Origin of the sequence: Kitasatospora phosalacinea (assembly GCF_030268885.1) — a bacterium.
Classification (GTDB): Bacteria; Actinomycetota; Actinomycetes; order Streptomycetales; family Streptomycetaceae; genus Kitasatospora; species Kitasatospora phosalacinea_C.
Genome location: NZ_BSSA01000038.1, coordinates 1 through 15,554, shown reverse-complemented (window position 1 = coordinate 15,554; position 15,554 = coordinate 1). Strand labels below are relative to the sequence as shown.

General features: G+C 68.3%; 13 protein-coding genes. 6 read left to right on the top strand and 7 right to left on the bottom strand.

Annotation, left to right across the window (positions count from 1 at the left end; genetic code table 11):
• Positions 1 to 4,076: WD40 repeat domain-containing protein (locus tag QSK52_RS34795; RefSeq protein WP_285740254.1), on the bottom strand; the 4,076-nt coding region annotated here is incomplete at its 3' end.
• Positions 4,077 to 4,274: 198 nt separating this feature from the next.
• A complete protein-coding gene (locus QSK52_RS34790; protein ID WP_285740253.1) occupies positions 4,275 to 5,144 on the bottom strand; it encodes a hypothetical protein in 870 nt (289 codons plus the stop codon).
• Positions 5,145 to 5,666: 522 nt separating this feature from the next.
• On the opposite strand from QSK52_RS34790, the gene QSK52_RS34785 reads away from it, so the two are divergent.
• The 3 genes from QSK52_RS34785 (at position 5,667) to QSK52_RS34775 (ending at position 7,767) form a co-directional block, all read left to right on the top strand.
• Complete coding sequence (locus QSK52_RS34785; protein ID WP_285740252.1) at positions 5,667 to 6,215, top strand: hypothetical protein; 549 nt, start codon at positions 5,667 to 5,669, stop codon at positions 6,213 to 6,215.
• 119 nt (positions 6,216 to 6,334) lie between these two features.
• Entirely contained in the window at positions 6,335 to 6,979 is a 645-nt protein-coding gene (locus tag QSK52_RS34780) for a DUF5753 domain-containing protein (protein ID WP_285740251.1), read from the top strand.
• Positions 6,980 to 7,284: 305 nt separating this feature from the next.
• Positions 7,285 to 7,767 carry a hypothetical protein gene (locus QSK52_RS34775; protein WP_285740250.1) on the top strand — a complete coding sequence of 161 codons (483 nt, stop codon included), beginning with the start codon at positions 7,285 to 7,287 and terminating at the stop codon, positions 7,765 to 7,767.
• A gap of 43 nt (positions 7,768 to 7,810) precedes the next feature.
• Here QSK52_RS34775 and QSK52_RS34770 read toward each other — a convergent pair whose 3' ends face one another.
• On the bottom strand, positions 7,811 to 8,665 hold the full coding sequence (locus QSK52_RS34770; RefSeq protein ID WP_285740249.1) for a hypothetical protein: 855 nt from the start codon (positions 8,663 to 8,665) through the stop codon (positions 7,811 to 7,813).
• A gap of 336 nt (positions 8,666 to 9,001) precedes the next feature.
• Between QSK52_RS34770 and QSK52_RS34765 the strand changes: the two genes are divergently transcribed.
• Both QSK52_RS34765 and QSK52_RS34760 read left to right on the top strand, forming a co-directional pair.
• Positions 9,002 to 9,400: a hypothetical protein gene (locus QSK52_RS34765; RefSeq protein WP_285740248.1), complete on the top strand. Its 399-nt coding sequence runs from the start codon at positions 9,002 to 9,004 to the stop codon at positions 9,398 to 9,400.
• 116 nt (positions 9,401 to 9,516) lie between these two features.
• Positions 9,517 to 10,056, top strand: a complete 540-nt coding sequence (locus QSK52_RS34760) for a hypothetical protein (RefSeq protein ID WP_285740247.1) — start codon at positions 9,517 to 9,519, stop codon at positions 10,054 to 10,056.
• Positions 10,057 to 10,306: 250 nt separating this feature from the next.
• On the opposite strand, the gene QSK52_RS34755 is transcribed toward QSK52_RS34760, so the two are convergent.
• Together QSK52_RS34755 and QSK52_RS34750 are read right to left on the bottom strand one after the other, a co-directional pair.
• The gene (locus QSK52_RS34755; RefSeq protein WP_285740246.1) at positions 10,307 to 11,488 is read right to left on the bottom strand and encodes an NUDIX domain-containing protein; all 1,182 of its coding nucleotides are present in this window, start codon (positions 11,486 to 11,488) and stop codon (positions 10,307 to 10,309) included.
• 43 nt (positions 11,489 to 11,531) lie between these two features.
• Positions 11,532 to 12,221 (bottom strand): hypothetical protein, encoded by a 690-nt coding sequence (locus QSK52_RS34750; protein WP_285740245.1) that lies wholly within the window; start codon positions 12,219 to 12,221, stop codon positions 11,532 to 11,534.
• Positions 12,222 to 12,398: 177 nt separating this feature from the next.
• Between QSK52_RS34750 and QSK52_RS34745 the strand changes: the two genes are divergently transcribed.
• On the top strand, positions 12,399 to 13,721 hold the full coding sequence (locus tag QSK52_RS34745) for a UDP-glucose dehydrogenase family protein (protein ID WP_285740244.1): 1,323 nt from the start codon (positions 12,399 to 12,401) through the stop codon (positions 13,719 to 13,721).
• Between the two features lie 206 nt (positions 13,722 to 13,927).
• On the opposite strand, the gene QSK52_RS34740 is transcribed toward QSK52_RS34745, so the two are convergent.
• Both QSK52_RS34740 and QSK52_RS34735 read right to left on the bottom strand, forming a co-directional pair.
• Positions 13,928 to 14,197, bottom strand: coding sequence for a glycosyltransferase (locus QSK52_RS34740; RefSeq protein ID WP_285740243.1), 270 nt, complete (start codon positions 14,195 to 14,197; stop codon positions 13,928 to 13,930).
• Between the two features lie 362 nt (positions 14,198 to 14,559).
• Positions 14,560 to 15,069, bottom strand: coding sequence for an NUDIX domain-containing protein (locus tag QSK52_RS34735; RefSeq protein ID WP_285740242.1), 510 nt, complete (start codon positions 15,067 to 15,069; stop codon positions 14,560 to 14,562).
• Positions 15,070 to 15,554: the final 485 nt, after the last annotated feature.

Here is a 15,554-nt window from a genome sequence, read left to right as displayed (position 1 = left end):
GTGGCGACCGCGCTCACCGGACCGGAGTGACCCCTGAGGATGTGCAGTCGGCCCCCTGTTGCCAGGTTCCAGACGATCGCGATGCCGTCGTAGCTGGTGGTGATGGCGAGGGGGGTGCCGTCGGGCCGGATCGTGGTGGCGACCGCGCTCACCGGACTCGCGTGGCCGGTGAGCGCGGACAGCTGGGTACCGGTTGTCAGGTCCCAGACGGTCACGGTTCGGCTGGCGCCCGCGATGACGGCGAGGGGGGTGCCGTCGGGCCGGATCGTGGTGGCGACCGCGCTCACCGGACTGGCGTGGCCGGTGAGCGCGGACAGCTGAGTACCGGTTGTCAGGTCCCAGACGGTCACGGTTCGGCTGGCGCCCGCGATGACGGCGAGGGGGGTGCCGTCGGGTCGGATCGTGGTGGCGACCGCGCTCACCGGACCGGAGTAGCCACTGAGGGTCCGCAGTTGGCCGCCTGTTGCCAGGTTCCAGACGATTGCGGTGCCATCCTCGCTGGCGGTGATGACGATCGGACCTGCGCTGGGAAGAGCGGCAACGGCAACGGCATTTACCGCGCGGTGGTGTGCGGTGAGGGTATGAAGCCGAGCGTTAACCCTCAAATCCCAGACGATCACGGCTCCGTCATCGCTGGCGGTGATGGCCAGCGGAGCGCCATCGGAAGAGGAACTGGTGGTGACAACCCGCACTGGGCTTGTGTGTCCTGTCAGAGTGTGCAGACGGGTGCCTGTTGTCAGGTCCCAGACAGTTGCGGCGGTCTCGTCGTAGCTGGTGGTGATGGCGAGGGGGGTGCCGTCGGGTCGGATCGCGGTGGCGACAGCGAGCACCGGGCCGGCAGGGCTCGTGAGGATGTGCAGTCGATTACCGGTGGTCAGGTCCCAGACGGTCGCCGTGCCGTCGTCGCTGGTGGTGATGCCGAGGGGCATCCCACCCGCCTGGGCCACCGTCGTCAAGGTGCGTACCCAACCGGCGCTGAGGGTGTGCAGGTGGGCGCCGGTTTCCAAGTCCCAGACGGTCGCGGTGTAATTGCTATCCGAAGCGCAACCAAGTGGGCTGCCGTCAAGGCGAGTTGCAACGGCCACGCTACGCATCAACCGTTCGCTGGTGGTGAGGGTGTGCAGGTGGGCGCCGGTGGTCAGGTCCCAGACGATAGCCGTGCCGTCGTCGCTGGTGGTGATGCCGAGGGGGGTGCCGTCGGCTCGTGTCGCGGTGGCGACAGCGTTCGCCGAGCCAGCGTGACTGGTGAGGGCGTGAAGTTGGGTGCCGGTGGTCAGGTCCCAGACGGTCGCCGTGCCGCTGTCGCGGTTGGCGGTGATCGCAAGGGGGGTGCCGTCGGCTCGTGCCGTCGTGGCGACAGCCCTCACCGAGCCGTTCTCAGCCGTGAGGTTGTGCAGGTGGGTGCCGGTGGTCAGGTCCCAGACGACTGCGATCTCGTTGTTGCTGGTGGTGATGGCGAGGGGGGTGCCGTCGGGTCGGATCGCGGTGGCGACAGCGAGCACCGGGCCGGTAGGGCTCGTGAGGATGTGCAGTCGGTCTCCGGTGGTCAGGTCCCAGACAATCGCGCTGCCGCTGTCGCGGTCGATGGTGATGGCGAGGGGGGTGCCGTCGGGTCGGATCGCGGTGGCGACGGCACGCACTGGGCTGGTCGAACCGAGGAGAGTATGCCGGCGTGCCGGATGAGTTTGACGAGTGGCCCATAGCGGGACCGCATTGGCGGGACGGCCATCAAGCGCAACATTGGAGATTGCCCTGGCGAGGTCGACTTGCTGCCAACTGGCTGCGTCGAGCGCAAGGAGGCTGCGTCGTGTATGCCTATGCCGGCGCAAGGGGTGGTGGGTGGTGGTGGTCCGGTAGATGTGAGTGTTGAGGATGGCTTGCCCGGTTGTTGCGCGGTGTAGCAGGGGGGTGAGGCTGTCCGGTTCCGCATGGACCAGGAATTGCGGGTCGGCGAGGAGCCGATCGAGAGCGCCGTTGGCTGCGATGGCGGCGTGGTCGGCGGCGTGGCGCAGCAGGTAGGGCTGGGCGTGGGACCAGTTGGGGGTGCCGTCGGTGGCGACTGTACTGATGAGGGCGTGATGAATGACTGCCGGGTCGCTCTGGGACTTGGTGTGGTCGGTTAGTGCTTGGTGGAAGTAGCGGTAGAGGAGTCGCTGGTCAGTGTCGGATGCGGTGCGCAGGTAGAAGGCGGCTTTGGTGAGGGCGCGGCGAGTGTCGCTGAGGTGGGGTGTTGCCTGGTGTGGGAAGGGCGGTTGGTGGGCGAGGGCTGCGGCGTGAATGAGGTCGAGGGGCATGCCCTGGCCTCGGGCCTGGCCAAGGACCGTGAGGACGGGCAGGACCCACGGGTCGTTTGCTGTGAGCGATCGGATGTGGAGGTTGAAAACCTCGGTGATGGTGCGGGGCGGAGGCCCGCTGATGTCATGGTTGCTGGTCAAGAGGTGGTCGGCGTAGAGGGCCGCGACGAGAAAGGCACCACTGTCGCTGTACGCGGCGAGCGCGTCTGCGATGTGCCGGATGCCCGGGCGGGGATAGCGGCGGCGAGGGAGAAGCTTGCGCAGGTAGTCGTCGAGATCATCGGCGAGGACGCGGCGATCTTCATCCGTGGAGGGGTCGAGATTAAGGACCGTGCCGTGATGGTCAGCCAGGTGGTCGCGCAAGGTGGTAAGGGTGTCCCACCAGGGCCGTGTGCCGATCACAACCCGGGGACTCACTGCCGTAGAGCTGTCGGCTGCACCCGCCAGGGGCAGGAGGAGTTCGTTGAGGACGGCGGTCGGGTCGATGGCTTCGTCGAGGGCATCAAGGACCACCAGCACGTCGTTGACATCCCGCAGGTCCCGCAGGAGGGCTGCCGTACCCATATGATCTGGGGACTCCGCACTCTGTTCGTGTGAGCCGTCGTGAGGGCGGATCTGGCCGGCGGACTGACGGTGGAGCTGGCGGCGCAGGGATTCGGTGATCTGCTGAAGGGAGAGCTGGCGGGCGTGGACCGCCAGAACGGTAGACGGCATACGGGGTGCGAAATGCTCGACTGTGGGGCCAACCTGATCACCAATTGATTCAAGTTCGGGATGGAGCAGGCAGGCGGTGACGCCGAGAAGTGCGGACTTTCCGCTCCCAGGGCCGCCGGTGACCACCAGCAGTCGACCCTCAGTGCCGTCGGGATTGTCGATCCAGTTCTGGATGCGCTGAAGCTGGGAACGTCGGCCGGAGAAGTGGATGCTGTTCGCGGTGGGATTTCCGGCGGCCCTGGTGGCGAAGTGCAGCGGGTCGAGGCCGGGGGCGCAGCCGAGTGCGAACTCGCGCAGCCGGGGGTTCATCGCAGTAAGCAGGCCGGCCTGGGGATCGTGGGTATGGGAGGGGTTGCGGAAGAACGGCTGTGGCTCCGGAACGGCTTGAATGTGCGGGGTGCGCACGAGGGCCTGCCCAGGGCGTCGGGCGGCGCGGTCGGCCCGGGCTAGTTCGCGGTCGATGGCGGAGGTCAGGGTATCGATGGGTACGTATTTCATCGTCGGGCTGATGTCGAGGTTTCCGTCGACCAGCTGGTGCAGGACCTCGGCGGTGGCGGTGGTGAAGCGGGCGCCGTAAGTGATGGAGTCGCTCGTACAGGCCCCGATGATCCATACGTTCCGCAGGGCGTCCTGTCGTCTGCGAGCGGCCAGATCGATCAATTGTTGTTGGACGATGGCCTGCCCAGCCTCGCACACGTCGAGAAGAAACAGCACCGGACGGCCGCTGTTCTCTGCCTCCTCCAGGAGGCGCCCGAAGCTAACGCACGTGTCGATCAGTAGATCATCGCGGGCTTCGCCACCAGACATGGCCAGGTACAGATTTCTGCTCTGTTTTGATTGGGCACCGTGGCCGGCGAAATGTACGACGAGTGGCTCGCCGGTGCCGTTGCGCCTGCGTAGTTCCTTCCAACGCTCCATGAACTCGTGCTCATCGCACTCCAGCAGCGGGTCGCCCTCGGTCACAACACCAGCCCGGTTCATGGCGGACGCGAGCGCCTGAACTGCTTCCTTGACAGCTGGCAGCGAAGAGAACGCCTCGACACCGTCAGCTTGGTCATCCTCGCTCACGTATGCATCGGAGAAGTCCCCGACACCCGCCACCAACGCCCGTACCACCAGACCCCCGTCTGCCTCATCACTGCGGCTTCTTGTCGCGTGCAGCTTGCCGCGTCACAGAGACGGCTCGAACACTGCTTGCCAGGACCAGCATCAACGGCCGGCCCGAGCCGCCGTAGACCTTAAGACGCGCTCGAAACTGATGAAACGTCAGGAAAGATAGGGGGCGATGGCCGCCGCTACCAAGCCGCTTGCCAGGTACCCGCCGAACCCGTGGGAGCCCAGCCCGTTGTCGCAGGTGTCCTCGAAGTCGACCGGGAAGACCTCTCCCAGCTTCGGGGGGATCGCAACGAGGTCGCCGACATCGGCGATGTTGATCCACCGCTCCACCCCTGCAGGACTGGCACCCCGCCCACCACGCAGCCCCGGCTCCAGTCGACGCGAAAGGGACGGGACGCGTAGTGGCGAGCCGACCGTCACCAGCAGTTCCACCTCCAGCTCAGGGAAGGCGTGCAGGGTCTCGTAGGTGACGAAGGAGCCGAGCGAGTGCGCGACCACTACAGTTGGCTGCTCGCGCCGAATCACTGCGGCAATACGCTCACGTACCAGCTGGCGTCGGTTCGACCAGGAGGTGTAGGCCTCCACCTCGCGCAGGTTCGTCACGATTGCGCGCTCCACGCGGCGCATCGTCTGCTCCCGGACCGCGCTCACCAAGTGGCCGCCGCGGTTGCCGATCAGCCACCCCAGCATCTGCCGCAGCGGCGCCAGCCCCACGTTCTGCGGATCCGGCGGCAATGGAGCACCTGCTGTGGCCAACCACTCCGCCGCCTCCGCCCGTTGCCCGCCGGTGAGATCATCGAAGGTCGCGTCGTCTCCGGTCGCCTGCGCCTGCTCGGGCAGGTCAAGCCGTAGGAGATCCGCATAGTAAGCCATCACTAGCTCCGGCACGTCCACTGATAGACGCCCAAGGCCTTCAGCCAGCTTCGGACGGCAGTCTGCAAGCCGACGCAGAGCCGCTTGGTCGGGCGTCGCTCCGCGAACGTAGTTGAAGATACCGTGCACCAGCACGACCGGCGCCATTACACACTCCCCACTGCCTGGCCGGATCCGCCCCGGTCTCTCATCCCGTGCCTTACCCAACCCACGCATCCCACCACACCGGGAATCAGGTCGGAGCGAATCTCCAGTGATCAGCGTCGACTGACCTGAATCCGACGCCGTTCGTCCTACTTTGCGTCAATGGCCTTGTAGTGCCGAGGCCACCGGCTTGTCGAACATCTGGCCACCTCTTGCGAAGGGGTGACGGGTTGAGTACGGGAAAGGTTGACGAGAGCAACATCGGCAGCGGGGCGATCTGGGTATCCGCGCCCGGTGCGCGGCATGTGCGTCGGCCAGTTCCCAGACCTGGAGTCGTTTCTGACAGGCCTGGAGCCGGGCAGTTGCGCTGAACCACCCGAGGGACCCGGGGACTGCACAAGAAGGCCAAGATCGTGAGACAGAAGTGCCGTGTCCCTGGAATGAGACAGTCGGGAAAGCTCAGGTCGTCACGACGGAACGGGACATTCCGAATGCGGGCCTACAGTCGCCGAGTGCCATGAGGCGATGCGCCCGTACCCGATCACCGCGATGGGTAGCGACACCCTGCACTGCACTCTCGAGATGGTCGCCGACACCACGTCCGACAAGATCGGCGAGAAGGAACGCGAGCAGCTCGTTGCCGCCCTGCGCACGCATCTGGCCGGTCTCAGCCCGCTGGAGGTCCTGGCCGGCTCCCCGATCGCCAACCGTGCCGGGGCGTTCCTCGATCTGTCCCCGGACGAGAACCTCGTCGAGTTGCAGTCGCGGGTCAGGGACGCGATCCGCGAGGTGCGAGGGGCGGGTGCGCTGCTGCACGACGGCGGCAGGGCGCACATGTCGCTCGGATACGCCTGGACCGAGGCGTCGTCCGACGCGCTGCAGACCGTGCTGCGGCGGATCTCCCCCAGCCACGCCAGCGTCCATTTCACCTCCGTCCAGTTGCTCGATGTGCTGTTCCGTCAAGAGCCTCGCCCCGATGGCGAGATGGCCTGGGAGCTGTCGTGGGACCCGGTGGCGACGATCCCACTCACCGCCGGCACCACCGCTGTTCCGCCCGGCGACGCATCTCGCTGATCACCGGCCCCGCCCTCGCGCCGGCGCCGGCAGCCCCGCACCTGCGCCAGCAGCCGGGCACAGTGCGCCCGACGGCTACGTTCACCAACCTCACGCCTGTCCGGAACAAGGAGCGCCCGATGACCGACCGCACCGCTTCTGCTCCCGACCCCGCCGCCGCGCACGCGTCGGCCGTGCCTCAGCCGGACTGGCCCGCGCCGCTCCAGAGCGGCACCGGACCAGTCCAGGCCGCGTTCCGCCGGCTGGTCGAGAGCACCACCCACTACCTCGGCTACAGTCCGAACATCGTCTGGGGCAATCTGCAGACCCTGCCGTACGCCGAGGAGGTCCTGCGCTTGGTCGTCGACCTGCACGGCACCCCGCGGGACGTCGAAGCCGGTGCGGCCGAGCGCGTCGCCCGCGCCCAGTACATCGGGTCCGGTGGGCGCACCTACCACGTACTGCTCGGCGAGCAGACCCTGCTCACCGGTATTGGCGGGCCCGGGGTTATGCGCCCGCAGCTCGAACGCCTCCACGACGCTCTGTCCTGGCCCGGTCTCACGCTCGGGATCATCCCCGCCCGCGCCCGCCTCGCCGTCTACCCCGGCGACGGATTCGGCATTCACGACGAGACCCGCGTCGAAGTCGAGGGCTTCCGCGGCGGCGAGACGATCACCGACCATCGCGTCGAACTCTTCCATCGCGCCTTCGACCTGCTCCAGCAGTCCGCGGTGTACGGCGACGAGGCGCGCGCCCTCATCACCCAAGCCCTCCAACACACGTGACCTCGGTACCGGGCGCCGAGCCGCACGGAATGATGACCGTCGTAGGCCACGCGTGACCAGTCGTCCTCATCCCGGTCACCGGTGGCCCCACGCGTACTTCGGCCAGTTCCGCGCCACGCTGGTTACCGGACGTCCGCCCCCCGGAGACTTCCGACCGGCACGGCGTTCCCGCGAGGCGTCCGGCCACACCCCGGTCGGCGATCGGTTCGTCGCCCCGCGGGTCAAGGCGCTCACCCGGAACGGGGCACCTCCGTACAGTAGACCCTCCATAGTGGACGCATCGGTTCACCGAGGGGAGAAGTGGCGTGGGTGAAGCACGCGAGGGTGAGAAGACGGCCTTGTGGCGGCGGGCCAGCGAGCTTGCTCTGCGCAGCGACTCGGTCGCGTGGCGGTGGTGTGTTCGGCGAGCGGCGGAACTCGTCGAGCCGTACTACTCCCCGGACACGGGACCGTACGACTCCCACGGTGGCTACGGGCTGGAGAGCCTGGCGCTGCTGCTCTTCGTCCGGAAGCAGGGCGCCAGGCCGACCGCGGACGCACTCGCCGACGTGCGGCCTCTGATCACCGACAAGGCCCAGGTGGAGCGACTGTTGGCCGAGCAGATCGTGTCCGGGAACGACGAAGCGCTCTCGGATCTTGCGACTCGCCTGATGCGTGAGCACGTTCCGCTGCCGGACATGTTCGAGGTGCCGGCCGCGTTGACCGACTACCCGGGCGTACCGCTGCACTGGGGCCTGGACTGGCTGGAACGGGCTTTCCGCAAGCCCACCCCCGTGCTATCCGGCTGAGGCCGACGGCCTATGGACGGGCAGGCCAATGGGCTGCCGGATGCTACAGGTCGCCTGCGTCGAGGTCCCACCGCAAGTCGTCGCCGCGCTCAGGCAGCTGCGGCCAGTCGGTTCGCTCCGGCTCCTCGAGCGCCAGCCGGTAGGGCTGCCACGCCTCCACGATGTCCAGCGCCGGCGGGGGCGGGGGAAGTTCGTCCCGCTCCACCCGACGGTCGGCGAACTCGAGCGCGTTGCTGTACCACCAACGGGACCAACCGTAGATCGCCGACGGATACAGGCTCAACGGGCCTGGCTTCGGGCCGTCGGCTCGTACCGTGACCGCGTAACCGCGGGTGCCGAGGATGTTGTTCCATCGGCGGGCCCGAACCCCTACAAGGCAGGTCCGGTCGTCGATCAGCACACCGACGACCTCCGCCGTCAGATGCCGGCGCATCAGGGTATCCAGGAGGATCATCGGCGGCTCGGACTCGGGCGTCGCCCGAGCCACGATCACCGAGGCGGACTCCACCACGCGCTGCTGCCTGTACAGCGCCTGCTCCAGCTTGGAGCGGTGCTCCGGCGAGGTGCGGGTACGCAGGGTCGGTTCGATCTCCGACCAGCGAGGTGGCACGACCGCGAACGTGTGCCGCCAGAGGGTGCGCGGCAGCTCCACCGACTGCAGTTCTTCCGGCTCGACCAGCGGGTATCGGGTCACATGGACGGCCAGGACCTCGCCGAGCGCGTTCGCGCCGACAACGTGCGCGTGCACGCACGCCCTCGGCGCGAATGCACCGGGATACAGGGCGACCATCGGATGCTGATGGTCGTCCTGGTAGTCCCACCGCTCGAGCATCCCCGCAACTCCCGTCGCCGACGCCGCCGAGGCGTCTCGCTCGCTTTCAATGCCGATGCGCACCACGCTACCCGTCGCGCGCTGGCATCCCGGTCCGTTCACTCCGCCTGCCGGCGGACGAGTCAGCGTGGCACCTTGCGCTTCCGCAGTTGAGTGCAACCCCGTCCACGCTACGACCGAGCGGGGGTCCTCCCCGTTCGCTCCGGACTCGGATTCCGGCAGGAACGAGCACCGGCGCCTGTGCCGTCATCGGCGCAGCCCTCAACACGTCCGACCCCGCGCTCCTGCCCGGCCCAAGTGCGGCAGACCGGCCGGTCAACGGCGGCTCGGTGGATGTACTCGCGCAGGCAACCTCGCCCTGGCAGACTCTCCTGCGGGACGTCCCAGCATGGGGGAGAAGAGATGCTGACGATCAGCCATACCGCCGAGGTCGCGGTCTACCACTGCCTGCCGCTGATGCCCAGGTGGCACTGGGAGTCCCGGGCCCACGGCCACGACGTGACCATCACGCTGGAGCTGGCCGTACCGGAGCAGGAGATCGGGGACGAGGACACCACCGAACTGCGCATCGCCGCAGGCCTGCTGGAGGAGTTCGACGGTCCGCTGTACCTCAAGGATGTCGGGAGCCTGGTGGAGCCGTCGGAGCCCCGGACGGACGAGCAGTGGCTGGCGCGGTGGGTGCATGAGTGGACCAGCGCGCGGCTGCGTTCCGGGCTCGGCGATCACCTGAAGGTGACCGTCTCGTTCTCCAACGGCAACACCAAGGTCCACCGTGGTGCTGCGGTCGAGGCGGCAGCCTGACAACCCGGGCACCAGCTGAGAGAGTGCAGCCGGACGATGGGTTGGACGAGAGAGGCTGACTCTGCGGCCTGCGCTCGCAGCAGGCCGCAGAGTCACCTTCGACACCTAGGAGAGCCGTGACTGCCACACCGGCCACCGCCCACATCGGAAACGGGCCGCGCTCCGCCGAGGCATCGCTCCTGGCCTACCTCCGCCTGAGCGCGGAGCTGAGCGAGCAGTCCGCCCATGGAACCAGCGGCTGGCGGTACCGCTCGCCCTACCACCTGCTGCTCGAACACGGACGCTGGTTCATACCGGCTGCCCTTCCGCCGGCGATCAGCCGACTGGAAGAGCGCTACTGCTACGCCAACGCGTCGCGGACCGCGCGGGACAACGCGGGCCTGCTGTACGTCGAGGGCTTCGGCGCCGTCGACGCTGGGCAGGTCGTCCCGATCGCGCACGGCTGGTGCGCCTCCGCGGACGGTACGGCCGTCGATCCGACCTGGAGCGACGGCGCGGGTGTGGCGTACTTCGGCATCCCCTTCGCTGACCGGTCCCTATGGCCCGACCCGGACCTCGGCGGCAGCCTGCTGCAGGAGCCGCGCAACTACCTCCCGCTGCTACGTGACGGCCTTCCCGCAAACGCTGTCGCGTCCGTCGGCCGCCCGGAGTCGTAGCAGCAGAGGACCCAGGCGGAGCCCGGTGCTCACCAATGTCGGGGCACCCGGGCGGCTCCAGGCACGGACAACGAGTTGCCCGTGCCCGAGCCGATTCGCTTCACGCGGACACTGGAGATGCCAACTCCCGTTTCCCGCAGCCAGTTTCAGAGCGACGTGTACATCGTGCTGCCGGGACACCTCACGCCGCAGCAGACCGCCGCCTGGCGCCGCCTCGGCGCACCACCGGCGCACTACGGTTTCAGGACGGTCAGCTCAGAGCTGCCTCGAAGATCGCGCGGTGAGCGTTGACGAAGTCGTGCTCGCAGCGACTCCATGCGATGCGTTGAGCGATCACGGCCCTGTCGGCGGGGGCCTCTCCGGGAGCAAGTTCCTGCTCTGCCCAGAACCGGGCGTTGCGGATCTGCCGTTCCAGGATGGAGTCGACCAGCGCGCCGCGACCGCGGGCCCCGAGCCCGTACGCGTCCGCCAGCACCCGGACCTGCGCGGACTGGTCGTCGACCGTCGGAGCCGTCGGCTTGGAGGTAATGCACCAGGTCCAGGCCATGTACCCGAGGTCCTCGAGTTCGGAGCCCGGGGCCGCGGTGTCAAAGTCGATGAACGCCGTCGGGACGCCGTCACGGAAGACGGTGTTGTTCGGGCCCGCATCGTGATGGCATACCACGGGGAACCGGCCCGCGAGCGCGCTGCCGCGGGTCGCGTCGTGCAGGGCGCGCAGGAGAGCGCCGGCGGCGGCGACCTGCTCGTCGGACCACGTGCGGAACCTGGACGGGACTTCCCCGGGCAGGTAGCTGAGGACGTCCGTCGCGCCCTCTCGCCGGAGGTAGCGGGGCGCGCCGTCGAAGCCGCGGGCTTCCAGCAATCCGAGGAGGGAGGCGACGAAGGGTGAAGCGGGGGTGGAGGGACGGCGGACTGTGGCGCCGTCACGGACGATGCCCGCCGTCATGCGCCCGCCGGTCAGCGCCACGACTCCCGGTGCGGCGTGCTCCGCCGCTGAGGTGGGAGTCGGAGGGTTGGACCGGTCGGTGTGGTGAACGGTGCCCTCGGCGGCGAGCAGCGGGGCGAGGCCTCCGTCGAACCAGGGCAGGTGCGCTTCGGCGGCGGGGCGAGCGACCCAGGTCGCTTCGCTGATGTCCTCGTCCCCGGCTGCGGCTGGTTCGCCATGGACGTAGGTCGCACGGAAGACCGCGAAGAGGTCATGCACGGCGGCGAGCCGCTCACCGAAGTGGACCAGGGGGCCGACGTCTACGGTCACGCCGGTTTCCTCCAGAGTTTCGCGGGCGGCTGTCTCGGGCAGGGTCTCTCCGTCCTCGCGCCGACCGCCTGGTAGTCCCCATCGTCCGGTGCGCCTGTCCTTGGTGAGGAGTACCCGTTCTCCGGTGGGATCGGTGACCAGGGCGTACGCCACGTCGACTCGCTCGAGTGCCGCCATCAACTTCCTTCTTTGATCGTAGTGTTCCAGGATCGGGGCGGGGTCACGGGCAGTGCGCTGACGCCGTGGCCGGCGTCAGGAGTTCGACGGCCCAGGATCGGCAGGGTCGGGTGACATCGGGCCCGAGGAACGTCCAGGCCGCACCGAAGGCCCGGTACTCGTCGCCACCGTCGGCCTGGTTCAAGATGGCAGTGACCGCCCCTACGGGAGTGTGATCGTCCATCCCGGCGGCGTCGAAGTGTCCGACGGCCGTGAACGGCCGGGCGTTGATCCGGCGCAGCTGCTCCCAGAAAGCGTCGCGGGAGCCATGACAGTTGGTGAGGACGACTGCGGCGGCATTCCAGGTGCCGCTCGCCAGTTCGACGAGATCCACAAAATCACCGTCGGGATGCACGCCGAGCCAGGCCCCGCCGGTCTCGTCGACCGCGCCGGGGAGGTCGATGATGCACAGCTCGTAGGAGGCGCAGTCACGCAGTGCCGCGCGGATCTCGTCGGCCGAACCGACGGGTTTGAGGCCCGGCTTGAGGATCCACTCGTTGCGCTCGGCGCGGTCGAGCAAGTCGTTCATGTCATCGAGGTACGGGCCGAACCTGCGGTCGGCGGTGGTGACGACGTGGGTCACGGTCCACGGGGTCCAGCTCGGCATCTCGGCCTCCCTCGATTCAGGTGCGTGGCGCTGCCCGTCCTGACCACCGAACAGGCGAGTCAATGGAACTCGCTGCTCGATCGTCACCTCACCGCCCGCCCTCCAGCGTCGGCCCGTAAGTCCCGCGGCCAGCCCTCGCAGAAGACGCTGGTCTGCGCGCCCCCCGAGGACAGCCGCATCACGAGCACTCTCCGCCAGACGTAGCCCGCGACATGCTCTATGGTCAGATGCGGCTGATGGGCGAAGCGTCTCGAGGCCGGAAAGGTGAACGAACCGATGCTGGGACAACGGCGAATCGCGGTTTTCGGTGCAGGCTACATCGGCCTCGTGACGGGCGCCTGCTTCGCGAAGCTGGGGCACAAGGTCGTCGTTCGCGACATCCAGCGGGAGCGCGTCGAGCTCCTCCAGGGTGGCAGGATCCCGATCCATGAGGACGGACTGGCGTCGCTGATCGCGGAGAACGCCGACCGTCTGACGTTCACCTTGGACGCGGAAGAGGCTGTCCGCGACGCTGACGTCGTTTACGTGTGCGTGGACACGCCCCCGACGCCGTCCGGGGACGCAGACCTGTCCAGGATCTGGCAGGTGATCGAGACCCTGCGGGACGCTCGTCATCTGGCGGCGGTGGTGGTCAAGAGCACGGTGCCTGTGGGCACCGGCGCCAGGGTCAGGGCCGCGATGGACGAGGCCGGGCTCCAGGACGTGGGGTACGCGTCGAACCCCGAGTTCACCGCCGAGGGCCAGGCAGTGCGGGACTTCATGCACCCTGATCGGGTGGTGATCGGCGCCGACGATCCCGAGACGGCGAAGTTGGTCGCCCTTCTGCACGAGGGCGTGGACGGCCCGATCGCGGAGATGGACGTCCGCTCGGCGGAGATGGTGAAGCTGGCCGCCAACGCGCTGCTGGCTACAAAGATCAGTTTCACTAATGAGATCGCCACGATCTGCGAGGCGACCGGCGCCGACGTTGAACACGTGGTCCGCGCGGTGGGGCTCGACCACCGCCTCGGCCCGCACTTCATGCGGCCCGGCGTCGGATGGGGCGGCTCGTGCTTCCCCAAGGACTCCCGTGCGCTTCGTGCCATGGCCGGCAACGCCGGGTACTCCTTCCAGCTGCTCACCTCCGTCATCGAGGTGAACGATCTGCAGCCACGACGCGCGATCCAGCGGTTGAAGGACGAGCTGGGCGGTGCCTTCCACAACAGGACTGTCGCCCTGCTCGGCATGGCGTTCAAGCCCGGTACGGACGACATGCGAGAGGCACCCAGCACGATCATCGCCTCTCGGCTTCTCTCCGAGGGCGCCGCGGTCCGCTGCTGGGATCCGCTGGTCCGCGAGCTCGACACCGCGCCCTGGTCGTCCACCACACGCTGTGCCACCCCGCTGGAGGCGATGACCGGCGCGGACGCGGCGATCATCGTGACGGAATGGCCGGAGCTCCAGGACGTCGCCTGGGACCAGGCGGCGGCCGTCATGGCGCGTCCCCTGGTCTTCGACGGACGCAACCTCCTCGACCCGCAGCGGATGGCCGCGCTCGACCTGACCTACATGAGTGTGGGACGCACGACCGTCCGCGGTTCGGCCTGATTCAGTGCCGTCGCCGGGGCAGCGAGTGTCGCTACCCCGGCCATGGCGTTCGCCTCCGAGACATGCCTTCTGGGCGATCGTCCTCATTGGAGGGACGGAGCTGGCCGCCCGCAGCTGAGCCGTTCACTCACGCGCAGGATTTCCGACCGGCCGATCCCGTCCAGCCTGAACGCGGCAGGCCCAGTCGGCCATGAGGGTGGTGGCTGCTATGCGCGGACGCTCGCCAGCACCGCGTCGTCCATCTGCGCGTATCGGTCAGCGATGGTGCGCCAGTACTGCTGGACGACGAAGTCGCGAGCGTGGCGTCCGCGCCGTTCGATCTCCCCGGGATGGGTAAGGGCGTCCAGCAGGGTGGCGCGCAGGTCCTCGGCGTCACCCGGGACGGTGAGCCACCCGGTCGGCCGGGGCCCGTCGGGTCGGATGGTGGCGAGGGGGCCGCCACTGGCGGTCGCGACGACTGGAGTGGCGGAGGCCATCCCTCCAGGCAGACAAGCCCGGCGAGCGCATGTAGTTTCGTCGGGGGTTCGCGGACCCGACTGCGTGGAGCGATTCGGAGGTCCACGCCATTCCTGACGAGGAGCCAGCCTCGCTACTGCACTGCCTTCCCATGACCGCCGCCGCTGTGGCCCCGACGGCCTCGTCGAGGATTCTGGAGGCGTGCTGGTAGAGCCGCATCGCTCGGATGCGGAGCCAGAGGGGTCGGCCACGATGCTGGCATGTGGAAGGGCCCCGCATCACTGCGTCGGCGCCGAACGGGTCGATCGCGGCTATGGACAAGTCGATGTCGTGGGTGAGCGTCATGGTTCCCAGTGGCCCGGGGCGATGTGCCCCGGGCAGGTCAGTCGGCGGGCCGGTCGTCGCGGTAGGACCACACGCGGCCGGCGACTGAGCCAGCGAGGTACTCCAGCAGGGGCTCGATCTCGGGGCGGGAGGCTGACGAGGAGCCCAGGACCTTCCTGGCCTCCTCCAGCGGCAGAAGGACAGCGCCGGTGACCTTGCCGTCCGGGTCGTGGACGGCGATCTCCCCGTCCCAGTCGGTGCAGTCGAAGGCGAGGACCACCGTGGAGGGGTAGCGGGTGGTCGTGGTGTTGACGAGGTAGGCCAACGGGCCGACGGTCGCCAGGCGCAGGCCGGTCTCCTCGCGGACCTCGCGGATGAGGGCCTCCCCGAGGAGTTCGCCGCGTTCGACTCCGCCGCCGGGGATGGACCACATCTCCTGCCCGTCGTGCTGTTCCTGGACGAGGACGATCTGGTCGCCACGTCGCAGCAGGGCTGCGACGACCTGGACGCCAGGGCCGGCGACCGGCGCGGGGGCCGGGGCGGGGGCGGTGGATTCGGTTGCGGTCATGGCTCACTCCGGTTTGTCTCGCAGGGCTTTGACGCCGCCGGGGATATGGGTGGGGTCGCGGCCGTGCCGGTGCAGGAAGTACGAGAGGCGGATTACCAGGCGGTGGAAGGCGAAGCGCTGCTCTAACCTCGGGTCCGCCGGCTGGGCGCGCTGCAGCCATTAGGCATCCAGTCGCTGTCTACGGTCCTCGGGTGAGGTGAGGCACCAACGGTCGATCTTGATGAAGTCGCTGGCGTCCTTCGCCGCAGTGGCGTGGTCGAAGTCGAACAGGGCGATCTGGCCGCCAGGTCGAATGGGATGCTATCGGGCTGAATGTCCTGATGGGTATTCATCATCTGGAGGCCGCCGAGCCATTCGCCTACTCAGGTTGAACTCGCCTTGTCGTAGGTGGTGACGGACCTTGATCCCTGCGGTACGACATTGGGGTGCGATACGCGCAGGGGGGCGGGTTCACTGCCCGGGAGCAAGAGCGTCGGGAGCGGGTG